Consider the following 16,006-nt stretch of genomic DNA (forward strand, 5'->3'; position numbering starts at 1 on the left):
GTGGCAATACCCACACGGTGATCCGACTCTGTTGTGCGAAGTCTCCTTGGCCCGGGGCGGTCCCGTAGGACAGGATCGGACCTCATGGACCTGCTGAACACGCTGGTGGACAAGGGGCTTCGGCGCGAGCTGCCGACCCGCGAGGAAGCGCTCGCCGTTCTGGCCACCTCCGATGACGACCTGCTCGACGTGGTGGCCGCGGCCGGCAAGGTGCGCCGGCACTGGTTCGGGCGACGGGTGAAGCTCAACTATCTGGTGAACCTGAAGTCGGGCCTGTGCCCGGAGGACTGCTCCTACTGCTCCCAGCGGCTGGGCTCCGAGGCCGGGATCCTGAAGTACACCTGGCTCAAGCCGGACGAGGCCTCCAAGGCCGCCGCTGCGGGTCTCGCCGGCGGCGCCAAGCGGGTCTGTCTGGTGGCCAGCGGGCGCGGTCCGACGGACCGGGACGTGGACCGGGTCTCGGACACCATCAAGGCGATCAAGGACCAGAACGAGGGCGTCGAGGTGTGCGCCTGCCTGGGCCTGCTCTCCGACGGTCAGGCCGAGCGGCTGCGCGAGGCGGGCGCGGACGCCTACAACCACAACCTCAACACCTCGGAGTCCACCTACGGGGACATCACGACCACCCACACGTACGCCGACCGGGTGGACACGGTGCAGAAGGCGCACGCGGCCGGTCTGTCCGCCTGTTCGGGTCTGATCGCGGGCATGGGCGAGACCGACGAGGACCTGGTCGACGTCGTCTACTCGCTGCGCGAGCTGGACCCGGACTCGGTGCCGGTGAACTTCCTGATCCCGTTCGAGGGCACCCCGCTGGCCAAGGAGTGGAACCTCACCCCGCAGCGCTGCCTGCGGATCCTGGCGATGGTCCGGTTCGTCTGCCCGGACGTGGAGGTCCGCATCGCGGGCGGCCGCGAGGTCCATCTGCGCACCATGCAGCCCCTCGCACTGAACCTGGCCAACTCCATCTTCCTCGGCGACTACCTGACCAGCGAGGGCCAGGCGGGCAAGGCCGACCTGGAGATGATCGCGGACGCGGGATTCGAGGTGGAGGGCGCGGACCAGATCACCCTGCCGGAGCACCGGGCGGCCGGCGGCGGCTGCGGCTCGCACGCCGCGGCGGGCTGCGGTTCGGCGGCTCAGACGGGCTGCGGTTCCGAGGCGGAGGCGGGCTGCGGTTCGCACGCCGGGGCCGGCTGCGGTTCGCACGAGGGCGGCGGTGTCTGCGGTACGGCGAGCGCGCCGGCCGGGACGAACGAGCCCCGCACCGACCTCGTCGCCGTCCGCCGCCGTGGCGCCGGAACGGACCTCGCGCCCAATGCCTGACCTCGGGGTGCCGGAACTGCTGGAACTGGACCGGCGGCACGTCTGGCATCCGTACGGCCCGATGCCCGGGCGGGTGGAACCGCTCGTCGTGGAAGCGGCGAGCGGGGTCCGGCTGCGGCTGGCGAACGGCTCCGGCGAGCTGGTCGACGGCATGTCGTCGTGGTGGTCGGCCATCCACGGCTACAACCACCCGGTCCTCAACGAGGCGGCGCATGCCCAGCTCGGGCGGATGAGTCATGTGATGTTCGGGGGGCTCACGCACGAGCCCGCCGTCCGGCTCGCGAAACTCCTCGTCGACATCTCGCCCGACGGCCTGGAGCACGTCTTCCTGGCCGACTCCGGGTCGGTGTCGGTCGAGGTCGCGGTGAAGATGTGCCTGCAGTACTGGCGTTCGCTCGGCCGGCCCGGCAAACAGCGGCTGCTGACCTGGCGGGGCGGCTACCACGGCGACACCTGGCAGCCCATGTCGGTCTGCGACCCCGAGGGCGGCATGCACGGGCTGTGGACCGGAGTGCTGCAGCGCCAGGTGTTCGCGGACCCGCCGCCCGCCGGGTACGAGGAGACGTACGCGGAGCATCTGCGGGAGCTGATCGCACGGCACGCGGACGAGCTGGCCGCGGTCATCGTGGAGCCGGTGGTGCAGGGGGCGGGCGGGATGCGCTTCCACTCCCCCGCCTATCTGCGGGTGCTGCGCGAGGCGTGCGACGCGCACGACGTGCTGCTGGTGTTCGACGAGATCGCCACCGGGTTCGGCCGCACCGGCGCGCTGTTCGCGGCGGACCACGCGGCCGTCACGCCGGACGTGATGTGCGTGGGCAAGGCGCTCACCGGTGGCTATCTGACGATGGCCGCCACCTTGTGCACCTCCCGGGTCGCCGACGGCATCTCGCAGGGCGAGGTACCGGTACTGGCCCACGGACCGACGTTCATGGGCAACCCGCTGGCCGCCGCGGTGGCCTGCGCCTCCATCGGGCTGCTGCTGGGGCAGGACTGGCCGGCGGAGGTCAAGCGGATCGAGACGGGCCTGCGCGACGGCCTGGCACCGGCCGGCGGGATCCCCGGGGTGCGGGACGTCCGTGTGCTGGGGGCCATCGGAGTCGTCCAGCTCGACCATGAGGTCGACATGCGGGCGGCCACCGACGCCGCCGTGCGGGAGGGCGTGTGGCTGCGTCCCTTCCGCGACCTGATCTACACGATGCCGCCCTACGTCACCTCGGACGAGGACGTGGCACGGATCGCGCGGGCCGTGTGCGCCGCGGCACGGGAGGGATGAGATGCCGGTACTGGTGATCACGGGGACGGGCACGGAGGTCGGCAAGACCGTCACCACGGCCGCCGTCGCCGCCGCGGCGCTCGCGGCCGGGCGTTCGGTGGCCGTACTGAAAGCCGCCCAGACGGGCGTGGGACCGGACGAGCGCGGGGACGCGGACGAGGTCGCCCGGCTCGCCGGGCCGGTCACGGCCGGCGAGATCGCCCGGTTCCCCGAGCCGTTGGCACCGGGCACGGCGGCCCGGCGGGCCGGGATGGCGCCGGTGCACCCGCCCGAGGTGGCCGAGCGGGCCGCCAAGCTGGCCACCGAGCACGATCTGGTGCTGGTCGAGGGGGCGGGCGGGCTGCTCGTCCGGTTCGACGCGGCCGGCGGCACGCTGGCCGACGTGGCCCAGTTGCTGGGCGCGCCGGTGCTGGTCGTCGCCCAGGCCGGGCTCGGCACGCTCAACACGACGGAGCTGACGGCCCGCGAACTGCGCCGCCGGGGGCTGGAGTCGGCCGGTGTGGTGATCGGCAGCTGGCCGGCCGAGCCCGACCTGCCCACCCGCTGCAACGTGGCCGACCTGCCGGAGGTCGCCGCGGCCCCGCTGCTCGGCGCGGTGCCCGCCGGGGCCGGGGCGTTGCCGCCCGCCGAGTTCCGCACGGCGGCCGCGGGCTGGCTCGCCCCACGGCTGGACGGGACCTGGGATGCAGAGGCGTTCCGGATCCGGGAGGCACCGTAGCGGTCGGCCTTCCGGGACCTGGGACGCAGAGGCGTTCCGGATCCGGGAGGCACCGTAGCGGTCGGCCTTCGTCCGCTGCGGACGGGATTCCGCGGCGGGCGGCCGGGGCCGGGTGGGGTGCGCCGGGGCTTCCCTGGGGACACTCTTCCCAGGGCCGTCCTGCTCCAGGGAGGTTGCCATGCGGCTGCTGTCCACTCGATCCGCCCAGGTGGCGCGGAGTCCCGTCAGCCATCCGGTGTTCGCCCGCTACTACGCCCGGGCCAGCGTGAGTGCCGAGACCCGGCTCGGCATGGCCGGGGTGCGGGAGCGGCTGCTCACCGGGCTGTCCGGGCGCGTGATCGAGGTCGGCGCGGGCAACGGGCTGAACTTCCGGCACTACCCCGGCACCGTCGCGGAGGTCGTCGCGATCGAACCGGAGCCCCTGCTGCGGAAGTTGGCCCTGGAGGCGGCGCTGCGCTGCGAGGTGCCGGTCGACGTGGTGCCGGGCGCGGCGGAGGCCCTGCCGGTCAAGAGCGAGGCGTTCGACGCGGCCGTGCTGTCGCTGGTGCTGTGCAGCGTGCGCGACGTGGCGCGGGCGCTGAGCGAGGTGCGCAGAGTGCTCCGGCCGGGCGGCGAGGTGCGGTTCTTCGAGCACGGGCGGGGCGGCGGGCGGGCGATGACGCTGACCCAGCGGACGCTGGACCGGACCGTCTGGCCCGCTCTGACCGGCGGCTGCCATGTGTCCCGGGAGCCGGTCGCCGCCCTGCGCGCGGCCGGGTTCGCGCTCGGCCCGCACCGGCGGGTGCTGCTGCCCGACAAGGGGCCGGTACTGCCGACCTCCTACTGTGCGCTGGGCGTCGCCTGGCGACCGGACGAGCCGGGCGGACGCTGATCGGCTGGTCGGCCGGCACACGCCTCGTCGGCTGTCCGGCGGCGCACACCTCGTCAGCTGTCCGGCGCACACCTCGTCAGCTGTCCGGCGGCGCACGCCCGGTCGGCCGCTCCCGCGGCGCAACGTCGGTCAGCTGCTCTCAGCGGCGCAGACGTCGGTCAGCTGCTCCAGCGGCGCAGTTCACGGGCGATGGCGTCGACGTCGGCCGTGCCGTCCTTGACCAGCCGGGCGAGGTCTCTGACCTGTTCGGGTGTGGTGACGACCTTCACCCCGCTGGCCACCAGGTAGGCGTAGGCGACCGCCGAGGCGAACAGGGCGTTGGAGCGTTCCAGGGCCGGGACGTGGATGAGCAGCTGGAGCAGGGAGGCGGCTCGCGCGTGCGGGGTGTCGTAGACCGGTACGCCGAATATCTCGGCGCGGTGCCGGGCGACCGCGGCGACCAGGGCACCCCAGTCGGTGACCTGCGGGTCTCCGGGGGTCTGCTGTTCGGCGAGCATGAGCAGCCAGGCGAGGTCGATGCTGAGATCGTTCAAGGGCTCAGTGACGGCCTTCGCCGGGGGGCGTGCCGCGGGTCTCGGCGAACTCCTCGGCGAACACGGACTCGTACTGCTGCATGAAGTCGGCGGCGGCCTCCATGAACGTGCGGCCCGCCTCCCCGGTGTCCTGCCGGACCAGCTCTTCGATGTAGCGGTTCACGCTCATGCCGCGGGCCAGGGCGCGCTCGCGGGCCGCGCGGGCGGTGCCCTCGTCGACGCGCACGTTCAGCTGGGTCTTCGCCATACCGTGAAGCTAGCGCCGGAATGCTAGCGGGGGCAAGGGCGCGCGGCGGCGCGGAGGTGGTGCGCCGGGTCGTGGCACGGAAGTGGCCGCGCCGGGTCGGCCCGTCGCACGGAAGCGGTGCGCGGGGGTCGGCCCGTCGCACGGAAGTGGTGCGCCGGGTCGGCCCGTCCCCTACGCTCGCCCCGGACGGGCGGTTCAGGCGACCGGGAGGCGGTCTTGACCACACCTGCTGCGCACGAGACGCCGGACGGCGAGGTCGCGGCCCGCGCCCGCGGGCTGACCAAGGCGTACGGCTCCGGTGAGACGGCGGTGCTCGCCCTGGACGCGGTGGACGTCGACATCGCCCGGGGCCGCTTCACCGCCGTGATGGGCCCCTCGGGCTCCGGGAAGTCCACGCTCATGCACTGCCTCGCCGGCCTGGACACGGTGTCGGCGGGTCAGGTGTGGCTCGGTGGCACCGAGATCACCGGTTTGAAGGAACGGGAACTGACGCGGCTCCGCCGGGACCGGATCGGGTTCGTGTTCCAGTCGTTCAACCTCATCCCGACGCTCACCGCCGCCGAGAACATCACCCTGCCGATGGACATCGCCGGCCGGAAGCCCGATGCGCTGTGGCTGGACCGGGTCGTCGACACCCTCGGGCTGCGGAACCGCCTGAACCACCGGCCGGCCCAGCTGTCCGGCGGTCAGCAGCAGCGGGTCGCGTGCGCACGGGCACTGGCCTCCCGGCCCGAGCTGATCTTCGCCGACGAGCCGACCGGCAACCTGGACTCGGGGGCCGGCCTGGAGGTGCTGGGCTTTCTGCGCGGTGCCGTGGACGACCTCGGGCAGACGGTCGTGATGGTCACGCACGATCCGGGTGCCGCCGCCCACTCCGACCTCGTGCTCTACCTGGCCGACGGGCGGATCGTGGACGAGATGGAACAGCCGACGGCCGACGCCGTCCTGGCACGCATGCACCTTTTCACCAGGGCGAACCCCAGGCCGCCCGATGTCGTCGTGGTCCGCGGCCGGACCGCTGACGACGTCGTCGCACAGGAGGACTGACCCGGTGCTGAAGGCGACCCTGAGGAGCTTCCTCGCGCACAAGGGACGGCTGGCGCTGTCCGCGCTGGCCGTGATCCTGTCCGTGGCCTTCGTCGCGGGCAGCTTGATCTTCTCCGACACCGTGACCCGGACCTTCGACCGGCTTTTCGCCTCCACCGCCGCCGATGTGACGGTCCAGCCGGAACAGGACCTGAGGTCGACGCGGCTGAGCGGTTCGGTGCAGACCCTGCCCGCCGCGCTCAGGGACCGGGTGGCGAAGGTCGACGGCGTCGCGGCGGCACGCGCCGAGGTGTCGGTGCAGAACGCCGTCGTGGTCGACCGTCACCACAGGTCCGTCGGCCCCACCACCGGTGCCCCGACCCTCACCATGGCCTGGTACGTCACCCACCGCAGCCCGGTGAAGCTCACCTCCGGACACGCCCCGCACGGCGCCGGGGAGGTGTTGCTGGACGCCGACACGGCCGGCAGGCGCGGCGTGCGCATCGGGGACACGCTGACCGTGCAGGCGCAGCCGGGCACCCTCCGGGTGCGGGTCGTCGGCATCGCCACGTTCACCACGACCAACCCGGGCGCCGCCCTCGTCTTCCTGGACCCGGCGGTGGCGGGCCGCGAGTTGCTCGGCTCGTCCGCGAAGGCGACGAGCATCTCGGTGGACGCGGCGGCCGGTGTGTCCGACGCGGAGCTGAAGCACCGGATCGGCGCGGCGATCGGCTCCGGCGCCTACGACCTGAAGACCGCCGGCGAACGGGCCAAGTCGGCGGCGGCCGGCCTGGGCAGGTTCCTGGACGTGATCAAGTACGTGATGCTGGGCTTCGCCGGGGTCGCGCTGCTCGTGGGCGTGTTCCTCATCGTCAACACGTTCACCATGCTGATCGCCCAGCGCACCCGGGAGCTGGGCCTGCTGCGGGCGCTGGGCGCGGACCGGCGGCAGGTACGGCGCTCGGTGCTCACGGAGGCGTTTCTGCTGGGGCTGGCCGGCTCGACGCTCGGTCTCGCCGCCGGCACAGGGCTGGCGTTCGGCCTGGTGCGGCTGCTGAGCACGTTCGGGATGAACCTGAAGGCCACGGAGATGGTGATCGGCTGGGCCACGCCCGTCACGGCCTACGCCGTCGGGCTCGGTGTCACCTTCGTGGCCGCCTACCTGCCGGCGCGGCGCGCGGCGGCCGTCTCCCCGATGGCCGCGCTCGCGGACGCCGAAGTCGCCGGATCGGGCAAGCCGTTGACGGTGCGGGCGATCACCGGGGCGGTGATCGGGACGGCCGGGGCGGCGGCGCTGGCCGGGTGCGCGGCGGCCACGAGCACCGGCCGGGCCGCCTCGCTGCTGGGGGCCGGCGTCGTCCTGACGCTGATCGCGACCGTGGTCGCCGGGCCGCTGCTGGTACGGCCGGTGATCCGGGTGCTGGGCGGGGCGTTTCCCGCGCTGTTCGGCCCGGTCGGCCGGATGAGCCAGCGCAACGCCCTGCGCAATCCGCGCCGCACCGGTGCCACGGCCGCCGCGCTGATGGTGGGCCTCGCCCTGGTGGGCGGCATGTCGGTGGCGAGCGCCTCGATGTCCGCGTCGTTCGACCGGCAGATCGACGAGAACCTCGGCGCCGACTTCATCGTCCAGAACGCCAACTTCACCCCTTTCACCCGGCAGGTGAAGGACGGCGTGGCCCGCACGCGCGGAGTGGGGCTCGTGGTGGCGCAGCGCCTCACCCCGGTCGCGGTACGGCTGCCGGACGGCGACCGGGTCCGGACGACCGCCGCCGCGTACGGTGCCGGGCTCGACGACGTCGTGCACATCACCTACGTGCAGGGCGGTTCGCCGGCCGCGCTGGCCGACGGGCGCGTCGCCGTGGACGCCGACTTCGCCCGGGACCACGGCCTGCGTGTGGGCAGCGTGCTCCCGGTGGAGTTCCCGGGCGGACGGCACACCGGGCTGACGGTCTCGGCGCTCACCGACCAGGACGTCGCGGAGGGCTTCGGCACCGAGGGGGGCCTCTACTTCGGCCTTGCGACGCTGGCGAAGTACGCGCCGGACGCCCAGGACTCCGCGCTCTACGTCAACGCGGCCCCCGGGACGGGTCCGGCGGACCTGCGGCCTCGGCTGGAGCGTGCGCTCGAGCCGTACCCGCAGGTGCAGGTGCGTGACCAGGCCGACTACAAGGAGCTGGTGCACAGCCAGATCGCCGTCCTGCTGTACCTGGTGTACGCGCTGCTCGGACTGGCGATCGTCATCGCCGTGCTCGGGGTGGTCAACACCCTCGCGCTGTCGGTGGTGGAGCGGACCCGGGAGATCGGGTTGCTGCGGGCGATCGGACTGGGGCGGCGGCAGCTGCGCCGGATGATCCGGCTGGAGTCGGTGGTGATCGCGGTGTTCGGCGCGGTTCTCGGGCTCGGGCTGGGGCTGGTGTGGGGCGTGTGCATGCAGCGGGTGCTGGCGCTGCGCGGGCTGACCGCGCTGGCGATCCCCTGGGGCACGATCGTCGCGGTGGTGATCGGTTCGGCGGTGGTGGGGGTGGTGGCGGCGCTGCTGCCGGCGCTGCGGGCGTCACGCATGAACGTACTGGCGGCGATCGCCCACGAGTGAGCTGCCCCGGCCGCCGGGCACACGGACGTCACAGCCTTCACCGGGGGGCGAGCTGGTGGGCACGGTGATCGCCGGCTTCGACGGCTGGCGGTGCCACCTGTACCGCCTCGCGGTGCATCCGGAGCGGCGGCGCCGGGGCGTCGGCTCGGTCCTCCTGGCCGCCGCCGAGGAGCGCTTCGTACGACTCGGCGGCCGGCGGGCGGACGCCATGGTGCTGGTGCGCAACGAGACGGCACACCACGCCTGGCGCGCCGCCGGGTACGAGCCGGAGGAGCACTGGCGGCGCTGGGTGAAGCCGGTGAGGTCCCTCACCGGCTGAGGCCGGCGTCGTCGACGGGACCGGTCTCGCCTCCGGTAACCGGTCCCGCCGGCGCAAACCCCAGGCTTTTTGCTCATCCTTTACCATTGAGGGAGTACTCGGCCCTCCATGAAAGGTTGTGAGCGTCCGCCCATGGGCGAGCCCCCCGGTCCACGACGCCGCGCGTTCTCCCCTGCCCTGTCCGATCATGGGACGGGGGTGACCCGATGACAGAAGTGCTCCTCCTCCTGGTGGCGATCCTGCTGTCGCTCGCCTGCGGCGCCTTCGTGGCGGCGGAGTTCTCGCTGACCACGGTCGAGCGCAGCGAGCTGGAGCGGGCCGCCGAGCGCGGCGAGCGGGGTGCCGCGGGCGCCCTGAAGGCCGTACGGAACCTGACCTTCCAGCTCTCCGGCGCCCAGCTCGGCATCACCGTCACCAACCTGGTGGTCGGCATGCTCGCCGAGCCGTCGATCGCCCGGCTGCTGGCCGGACCGTTCCGCGCGATGGGCCTGTCCCCCGGCACGGCCGGCTCGGTCGCGCTGGTGCTGGGCACGGCCCTGTCGACGGTGTTCCTGATGGTCGTCGGCGAGCTGGTGCCGAAGAACTGGGCGATCTCCTCGCCGCTGACCGTGGCCCGGCGCGTGGGCAACGCCCAGCGCTGGTTCAGCGCGGCCTTCCGCCCCTTCATCACCCACCTGAACAACACCGCCAACCGTTTCGTGCGCCGGATCGGCATCGAACCCGCCGAGGAGCTGGCCTCCGCGCGCGGGCCGCAGGAGCTGGCCGCGCTCGCCCGGCACTCCGCCAAGGAGGGCGCCCTGGAGGCCGACACCGCCGAGCTGTTCGTCCGGACGCTGAATCTCGCCGATCTCACGGCGGAGAACGTGATGACCCCACGCGTCCAGGTGATCGCCCTGGACACCCAGGCGACCTGCGAGGACGTGGCCAACGCCACCCGGGCGACGGGCCTGTCCCGCTTCCCGGTCTACCGCAACAGCCTGGACACCGTCGTCGGCACCGCCCACATCAAGGACGTGCTGGCCGTGCCGGCGGACGAGCGGCGCCACCGCACGGTGGCCCAGGTGATGCGCGAGCCGCTGCTGGTGCCCGAGTCGCTGACCGTGGACCGGCTGCTGGACCGGCTCGGTGGCAGGCGCACGATGGCCGTCGTCATCGACGAGTACGGCGGCACGGCCGGCGTGGCCACGCTCGAGGACATCGTCGAGGAGGTCGTCGGCGAGGTACGGGACGAGCACGACCCGCACGAGACGCCCGACATCGCCCCCGCCGGCGCGGACGAGGAGGGCCGGGCCCTCTACGCGGCGGACGGCGCCGCCCGCACCGACCAGCTAGCGCGCGTGGGACTGCGCGCGCCCGAGGGGCCGTACGAGACGCTGGCCGGCCTGGTCGCCAGCGAGCTGGGCCGGATACCCGCCGCCGGTGACAGCGTCGAGGTGGCCGGCTGGCGGCTGGACGTGCTCGACGCCTCGGGCCGCCGCGCCGCCCGGGTTCTGCTGCACGCGCCCCTGGACGACGCGAAGACGACCGGAAAGGCCGACGACAGGGGCGGTGAGCGCACCCGCCGGCGGTGGGGCGCGACACCGGAGGAGGGGACCCGATGACCGCCGTACAGCTGCTGATCGGTCTGGCGACCCTCGTCGTCAACGCCTTCTTCGTGGGCGCCGAGTTCGCCCTCATCTCCGTGCGCCGCTCGCAGGTCGAGCCGCTGGCCCAGGAGGGCGACCGACGCGCGCGGAGCGTGCTGTGGGGCCTGGAGCACGTGTCCGCGCTGCTGGCCGCGGCCCAGCTCGGGATCACGCTGTGCACGCTGGTGCTGGGTGTCGTCGCCGAGCCGGCGATCGCGCACTTGCTCGAACCCGTGTTCCACGCGGTGGGCGTGCCCAAGAGCGCCGGTCACGCCGTGTCCTTCGTGATCGCGCTGACCCTGGCGACCTATCTGCACATGCTGCTCGGCGAGATGGTCCCCAAGAACATCGCGCTCGCCGAACCGGTGCGCAGCGCGCTGCTGCTCGGGCCGCCCCTGGTCGCGCTGTCCCGGGCGCTGCGTCCGGTGATCTTCACGGTCAACGCGTTCGCCAACGGGCTGCTGAAGCTGCTCCGGGTGGAGGCGAAGGACGAGGTCGCCGCGTCCTTCACGGACGCCGAGCTGGCCGAGATCGTGAAGGACGCCAGCCTGGCGGGCCTGATCGACGACCGGGCGCAGGAACGGCTGCACGACGCCCTGGAGCTGGGCAGCCGCCCGGTGCGGGACGTGGTCGTACCGCTGCGGCGGGTGGTCTACGCGCGCGTGGGAGTGACCCCGGAGCAGCTGGAGCGGCTGTCGGCCGAGTCGGGCTTCTCCCGGTTCCCGGTGGTCGACACCGGCCGCCGGATCGTGGGGTACCTGCACGTGAAGGACGCGCTGGACGCCTCGCCGCGGGACGTGCCGTTCCGGCTGGGGGACATGCGGTCCATCGCGCGCGTGCGGGCGGGGACACCCCTGGACGACGTGCTCACCGCGATGCGCGGCAGCCGGACGCACCTCGCCGCCGTGCTCGGCGACGACGGTCGGCTGGCCGGCCTGGTGACCATGGAGGACGTGCTCCGGGAACTGTTCGGACAGCCCGCTCCGGGGTGAGGCGCGAGGCGGTGGGGTAACCGGGGGGGCGTTCCCGCGGGGTGTCCGGAGCCCGGCGTTCCGGGGCGCGGTGTTCCGGGGCACGGTGTTTCGAAGCCCGGTGTTCCGGAGCCCGGTGTTCCGAGGCGCGGTGGGCCTGCGGGGGGTCGCGGATGCGGTGTCCCCGGGGTGACCGACCGACGGGTATGTCGGCGGGATACCATCGCTGTCGCCATGCAGACGAATCCCGCATCTCCCCCGTACACCAGCCTGGTCGCGGTCGGCGACTCCTTCACCGAGGGCATGTCGGACCTGCTGCCCGACGGCTCCTACCGCGGATGGGCCGATCTGCTCGCGGCACGGATGGCCGCCCGCACGCCAGGGTTCCGGTACGCCAACCTCGCCGTACGCGGCAAGCTGATCGGGCAGATCGTCGACGAGCAGGTCGACGTGGCCGCGGCCATGAACCCGGACGTCATCACCCTGGTCGGCGGCCTCAACGACACCCTGCGGCCCAAGTGCGACATGGGGCGGGTCCGGGGACTGCTCACCGAGGCCGTGGAGCGGCTGGCGCCCTCCTGCAGGCAGCTGGTGCTGATGCGCAGCCCGGGCCGCCAGGGGCCGGTGCTGGAGCGGTTCCGGCCGCGCATGGAGGAGCTGTTCGCCTGCGTGGACGAGCTGGCGGAGAAGCACGGCGCCCTGGTGGCCGACCTGTACGGGGCGCCCGCGCTGGCCGACCCGCGGCTGTGGGACGTGGACCGGCTGCACCTCACGGCGGAGGGGCACCGCCGGGTCGCCGAGGCGGTCTGGCAGACGCTCGGGTACGAGCCGGAGGACGCCGACTGGCACGTGCCGATGCCCACGACGCTCCCGCCGGGCTGGGTGGCGCGGCGCGTCGCGGACGCGAGGTTCGCCCGGCAGCACCTGCTCCCGTGGATCGGCCGCCGTCTGACCGGCCGCTCGTCCGGTGACGGCCTCCCGCCGAAGCGCCCCGAGCTGCTGCCCTACGAGGGGCAGGCGTAGCCGGAAGAGCCGGGCCTGCCGGTGCGTTCCGGAGCCGCGCCATGCGCACGTGCCGGCGGAACCGGCGGACCCGGCCGCCGTGACCGAGCCGTCCCCGCCGTGCTGACCAAGTCCTCCCGGCCGGCGTGACCGAGGCCTCCCGACCGGCGTGACCGGGGTCTCGTAGGTTCCGCTGAACGGGGGCGTGGCGCTGGCCTGCACGAACCGCCAGTAGAATCTGGACACGTGACTTCTGCGCCCGCCAAGCCCCGCATCCCGAACGTCCTCGCCGGACGTTACGCCTCCACCGAACTCGCCACGCTCTGGTCGCCCGAGCAGAAGGTGAAACTGGAGCGGCAGCTCTGGCTCGCCGTGCTGCGGGCCCAGAAGGACCTCGGCATCGAGGTGCCGGACGAGGCGATCGCCGACTACGAGCGCGTCCTGGACACCGTCGACCTGGCCTCGATCGCCGAGCGCGAGAAGGTCACCCGGCACGACGTGAAGGCGCGGATCGAGGAGTTCAACGACCTCGCCGGGCACGAGCACGTGCACAAGGGCATGACCTCCCGTGACCTCACGGAGAACGTCGAGCAGCTGCAGATCCGGCTCTCGCTCGAGCTGATGCGCGACCGTACGGTGGCCGTGCTGGCGCGCCTCGGCAAGCTCGCCGGCGAGTACGCCGAGCTGGTCATGGCCGGCCGCTCGCACAACGTCGCCGCGCAGGCCACCACCCTCGGCAAGCGGTTCGCGACGGCCGCCGACGAGCTGCTCGTCGCCCACGGACGGGTCGAGGAACTCCTCGCCCGCTATCCGCTGCGCGGCATCAAGGGCCCGGTCGGCACCGCGCAGGACATGCTGGACCTGCTCGGCGGCGACGCGGCGAAGCTCGCCGACCTGGAGAACCGGATCGCCGGGCACCTCGGCTTCTCGCAGGCGTTCACCTCGGTCGGCCAGGTCTACCCGCGCTCGCTGGACTACGAGGTCGTCACCGCGCTGGTGCAGCTGGCGGCGGCGCCGTCCTCGCTGGCCAAGACGATCCGGCTGATGGCCGGGCACGAGCTGGTCACCGAGGGCTTCAAGCCCGGCCAGGTGGGTTCCTCGGCCATGCCGCACAAGATGAACACCCGCTCCTGCGAGCGCGTCAACGGCCTCATGGTCATCCTGCGCGGCTACGCCTCGATGACCGGCGAGCTGGCGGGCGACCAGTGGAACGAGGGCGACGTGTCCTGCTCGGTGGTGCGCCGGGTCGCGCTGCCGGACGCGTTCTTCGCCCTGGACGGCCTGCTGGAGACCTTCCTGACGGTCCTCGACGAGTTCGGCGCCTTCCCCGCCGTCGTCGCCCGTGAGCTGGACCGCTACCTGCCCTTCCTGGCCACCACCAAGGTGCTCATGGGTGCCGTGCGGGCCGGTGTCGGCCGTGAGGTGGCCCACGAGGCGATCAAGGAGAACGCCGTCGCGACCGCCCTGGCGATGCGGGAGCAGGGTGCCGAGCGCAACGACCTGCTCGACAAGCTGGCCGCCGACGAGCGGCTGCCGCTCGACCGCGGGCAGCTGGGCGCGCTGATGGCCGACAAGCTGTCCTTCACCGGTGCCGCCGCCGACCAGGTCGGTGTGGTCCTCGGCCGGATCGAGGAGATCGTCAAGCAGCGCCCGGAGGCCGCCGGCTACACCCCCGGAGCGATCCTCTGACCCGCGCGCCGCGCTCTCCCCGCCCCACCCGGGCGGAACTGGAGGCCGCCCGCGACCGCCTCGTCCCGGACGTGGTCGCGGACGGCCTCCGCGTGCTCTTCTGCGGGATCAACCCGGGGCTGATGACGGCGGCGACCGGTCACCACTTCGCCCGCCCCGGCAACCGGTTCTGGCCCGTGCTGCACCTGTCCGGTTTCACGCCCCGGCTGCTGAACCCCGCCGAGCAGGGCGAACTGCTGTCGTACGGGCTGGGGATCACCAATGTGGTGGCGCGGGCGACCGCGCGGGCGGACGAGCTGACCGCCGAGGAGTACGTCGCGGGTGGGCAGTCGCTGACTGCAAAGGTGAAGCGGCTGCGGCCGGGCTGGCTGGCCGTGGTCGGCGTGACCGCCTACCGGGTGGCGTTCGGTGACCGCACGGCTCAGGTCGGTCCGCAGGAGCGGACGATCGGGGACACCCGGGTCTGGGTGCTGCCCAATCCCAGTGGGCTGAACGCGCACTGGACCGCGGCCACGATGGCGGAGGAGTTCGGCCGGCTGCGGCGGGCGGCCGACGGCGGCTGATCAGGGAGGATCCGTCTCGGTCACTATGCCGAGGAGCTGGAACGGCAGTTCCCCGGCCCACTGGGAGACGCCGAGGACGACCCACCGGTCCCGCTCCGGCACCCGCCACAGCTGGACGTCGGGGATGTGGTTGCTGAGGCCGGCCCAGGGTTCCTCGATGTGCTCGCCCTCCGTCCCCCGGCGGAGGACGCCGTACAGGCTGAAGTACTGGGCCGGCCCCCAGCGCTCGGTGAGCCGCTCAGCGAGGCCGTCCCGGTCGGCCTCGTACTGCTCCGCGGTCTCCTCCCGTGCCGTGCCGTCGTCCTCCCAGAAGTCACCGCTGGTCTGTAAAGCGGCTATGTGATAGCCGGGCCCGCTCTCGCCGTGCTCCGTCCTGCCGTGCGCGGCCGGGAACTCCCGGGCGCACAGCAGGTCGATGAGCGTCAGGCACTTCGCGATGTCCATGGGTTCCAGTAAAGCGGGCACCACTGACAATTGGCGGGCCGTCAGGCGTCCCCCGGGCACGCCGTGAGCCGGCCTCCGCTCCGCCGTCGTCAGGCGTCCCTGTGTCGCAGGGTCCAGCCGCCCGCGAGCAGGGCCCCCGCCGACCACAGCGCGGTCACCAGGAGTCCGCTCCCCGGGCCGAGGGTGCCGTCCCAGTCGCTGTGCAGGGCCACTTGGCCGGCCCGGTCGGGGAGGAAATCGGCCACCCCGCCGGACATGTCACCGATGACGAAGGACACGATCAGCACGAACGGGATCAGCACGGAGAGGGTCGCGACCCCGCTGCGCAGCACGACCGTGAGTCCGGCGGCGAACAGTGCCATCAGGGTCAGGTGCAGGCCGCAGCCGACCGCGCCGCGCACTCCCTCGGCCCAGCCCGGGGCGGACCCGCCGAGCACGGCCCGGCCCACCAGCAGCGTGACGAACCCGGTGAGCAGCCCCACGGCCAGTGTCGGCAGCGCGATCGCGGTCGCCTTCGCCGCGAACCAGCGTCCCCGGTCGGGCACCGCCGCCAGTGTCAGCCGCAGTGCGCCGCCCCGGAACTCGGACGCCACGGCCGTCGTTCCGAAGGCGATCGCGGCGACCTGCCCGAAACTGATGCCGGAGAACACCGAGAACAGCGCGTCGGAGCCGCGGCCGTCGGCGTCGGCCGAGGCGAGCGCCGAGAACACCACGGTGGTGACGAGGACGGCAGCGAGGGCGCCGCGCAGGGAAGGCAGCGTACGGATCTTGATCCACTCGGCGTGGAGCACGGGTACGAAGGGCAT

At 73.1% G+C, this 16,006-nt stretch carries 16 protein-coding genes; 12 read left to right on the plus strand and 4 right to left on the minus strand.

Going from position 1 to position 16,006, the window contains the following annotated elements:
• Positions 1 to 84: 84 nt before the first annotated feature.
• The 4 genes from bioB to JK359_RS13200 all read left to right on the plus strand — a co-directional run bounded on the left by bioB (position 85) and on the right by JK359_RS13200 (position 4,188).
• Entirely contained in the window at positions 85 to 1,326 is a 1,242-nt protein-coding gene (gene bioB / locus JK359_RS13185; RefSeq protein WP_201835219.1) for a biotin synthase BioB, read from the plus strand.
• Positions 1,319 to 2,599, plus strand: coding sequence for an adenosylmethionine--8-amino-7-oxononanoate transaminase (locus JK359_RS13190; protein WP_201835220.1), 1,281 nt, complete (start codon positions 1,319 to 1,321; stop codon positions 2,597 to 2,599). The genes bioB and JK359_RS13190 overlap by 8 nt, the downstream gene beginning before the upstream one ends.
• Position 2,600: 1 nt before the next feature.
• Entirely contained in the window at positions 2,601 to 3,317 is a 717-nt protein-coding gene (bioD, locus tag JK359_RS13195; protein ID WP_201835221.1) for a dethiobiotin synthase, read from the plus strand.
• A gap of 178 nt (positions 3,318 to 3,495) precedes the next feature.
• A complete protein-coding gene (locus JK359_RS13200; protein WP_201835222.1) occupies positions 3,496 to 4,188 on the plus strand; it encodes a class I SAM-dependent methyltransferase in 693 nt (230 codons plus the stop codon).
• Positions 4,189 to 4,346: 158 nt separating this feature from the next.
• Here the strand turns inward: JK359_RS13200 and JK359_RS13205 are convergent, their stop codons facing one another.
• Entirely contained in the window at positions 4,347 to 4,721 is a 375-nt protein-coding gene (locus JK359_RS13205; protein ID WP_201835223.1) for a fic family toxin-antitoxin system, toxin component, read from the minus strand.
• A 4-nt stretch (positions 4,722 to 4,725) separates the two neighbouring features.
• Positions 4,726 to 4,968: a toxin-antitoxin system HicB family antitoxin gene (locus JK359_RS13210; protein ID WP_201835225.1), complete on the minus strand. Its 243-nt coding sequence runs from the start codon at positions 4,966 to 4,968 to the stop codon at positions 4,726 to 4,728.
• Between the two features lie 216 nt (positions 4,969 to 5,184).
• On the opposite strand from JK359_RS13210, the gene JK359_RS13215 reads away from it, so the two are divergent.
• The 8 genes from JK359_RS13215 to mug all read left to right on the plus strand — a co-directional run bounded on the left by JK359_RS13215 (position 5,185) and on the right by mug (position 14,756).
• The gene (locus JK359_RS13215; protein ID WP_201835227.1) at positions 5,185 to 6,015 is read left to right on the plus strand and encodes an ABC transporter ATP-binding protein; all 831 of its coding nucleotides are present in this window, start codon (positions 5,185 to 5,187) and stop codon (positions 6,013 to 6,015) included.
• Between the two features lie 4 nt (positions 6,016 to 6,019).
• Positions 6,020 to 8,587: an ABC transporter permease gene (locus JK359_RS13220; RefSeq protein ID WP_201835229.1), complete on the plus strand. Its 2,568-nt coding sequence runs from the start codon at positions 6,020 to 6,022 to the stop codon at positions 8,585 to 8,587.
• Between the two features lies 1 nt (position 8,588).
• A complete protein-coding gene (locus tag JK359_RS13225) occupies positions 8,589 to 8,906 on the plus strand; it encodes a GNAT family N-acetyltransferase (RefSeq protein WP_372445402.1) in 318 nt (105 codons plus the stop codon).
• 206 nt (positions 8,907 to 9,112) lie between these two features.
• The gene (locus JK359_RS13230; protein ID WP_236677736.1) at positions 9,113 to 10,507 is read left to right on the plus strand and encodes a hemolysin family protein; all 1,395 of its coding nucleotides are present in this window, start codon (positions 9,113 to 9,115) and stop codon (positions 10,505 to 10,507) included.
• Positions 10,504 to 11,523, plus strand: coding sequence for a hemolysin family protein (locus JK359_RS13235; protein WP_201835231.1), 1,020 nt, complete (start codon positions 10,504 to 10,506; stop codon positions 11,521 to 11,523). The genes JK359_RS13230 and JK359_RS13235 overlap by 4 nt, the downstream gene beginning before the upstream one ends.
• Positions 11,524 to 11,736: 213 nt before the next feature.
• Positions 11,737 to 12,525 carry an SGNH/GDSL hydrolase family protein gene (locus JK359_RS13240; protein ID WP_201835233.1) on the plus strand — a complete coding sequence of 263 codons (789 nt, stop codon included), beginning with the start codon at positions 11,737 to 11,739 and terminating at the stop codon, positions 12,523 to 12,525.
• A 225-nt stretch (positions 12,526 to 12,750) separates the two neighbouring features.
• The gene (purB, locus tag JK359_RS13245) at positions 12,751 to 14,193 is read left to right on the plus strand and encodes an adenylosuccinate lyase (RefSeq protein ID WP_201835235.1); all 1,443 of its coding nucleotides are present in this window, start codon (positions 12,751 to 12,753) and stop codon (positions 14,191 to 14,193) included.
• Positions 14,194 to 14,264: 71 nt separating this feature from the next.
• Positions 14,265 to 14,756, plus strand: a complete 492-nt coding sequence (mug, locus tag JK359_RS13250) for a G/U mismatch-specific DNA glycosylase (RefSeq protein WP_307788089.1) — start codon at positions 14,265 to 14,267, stop codon at positions 14,754 to 14,756.
• On the opposite strand, the gene JK359_RS13255 is transcribed toward mug, so the two are convergent.
• Together JK359_RS13255 and JK359_RS13260 are read right to left on the minus strand one after the other, a co-directional pair.
• A complete protein-coding gene (locus JK359_RS13255; RefSeq protein WP_201835237.1) occupies positions 14,757 to 15,200 on the minus strand; it encodes a hypothetical protein in 444 nt (147 codons plus the stop codon).
• Between the two features lie 89 nt (positions 15,201 to 15,289).
• Positions 15,290 to 16,006 carry an ABC-2 transporter permease family protein gene (locus JK359_RS13260; protein ID WP_201835238.1) on the minus strand — a complete coding sequence of 239 codons (717 nt, stop codon included), beginning with the start codon at positions 16,004 to 16,006 and terminating at the stop codon, positions 15,290 to 15,292.

This window comes from Streptomyces actinomycinicus, from assembly GCF_016741775.1.
GTDB lineage: Bacteria > Actinomycetota > Actinomycetes > Streptomycetales > Streptomycetaceae > Streptomyces > Streptomyces actinomycinicus.

Bases quoted from the DNA above. Each gene is read 5' to 3' on its own strand.
- JK359_RS13190 (WP_201835220.1), top strand. From the start codon at position 1,319: ATGCCTGACCTCGGGGTGCCGGAACTGCTGGAACTGGACCGGCGGCAC.
- JK359_RS13240 (WP_201835233.1), top strand. From the start codon at position 11,737: ATGCAGACGAATCCCGCATCTCCCCCGTACACCAGCCTGGTCGCGGTC.
- JK359_RS13260 (WP_201835238.1), bottom strand. From the start codon at position 16,006: ATGCCCTTCGTACCCGTGCTCCACGCCGAGTGGATCAAGATCCGTACG.
- JK359_RS13210 (WP_201835225.1), bottom strand. From the start codon at position 4,968: ATGGCGAAGACCCAGCTGAACGTGCGCGTCGACGAGGGCACCGCCCGC.
- JK359_RS13230 (WP_236677736.1), top strand. From the start codon at position 9,113: ATGACAGAAGTGCTCCTCCTCCTGGTGGCGATCCTGCTGTCGCTCGCC.
- JK359_RS13255 (WP_201835237.1), bottom strand. From the start codon at position 15,200: ATGGACATCGCGAAGTGCCTGACGCTCATCGACCTGCTGTGCGCCCGG.
- bioB (WP_201835219.1), top strand. From the start codon at position 85: ATGGACCTGCTGAACACGCTGGTGGACAAGGGGCTTCGGCGCGAGCTG.
- JK359_RS13235 (WP_201835231.1), top strand. From the start codon at position 10,504: ATGACCGCCGTACAGCTGCTGATCGGTCTGGCGACCCTCGTCGTCAAC.
- JK359_RS13200 (WP_201835222.1), top strand. From the start codon at position 3,496: ATGCGGCTGCTGTCCACTCGATCCGCCCAGGTGGCGCGGAGTCCCGTC.
- bioD (WP_201835221.1), top strand. From the start codon at position 2,601: ATGCCGGTACTGGTGATCACGGGGACGGGCACGGAGGTCGGCAAGACC.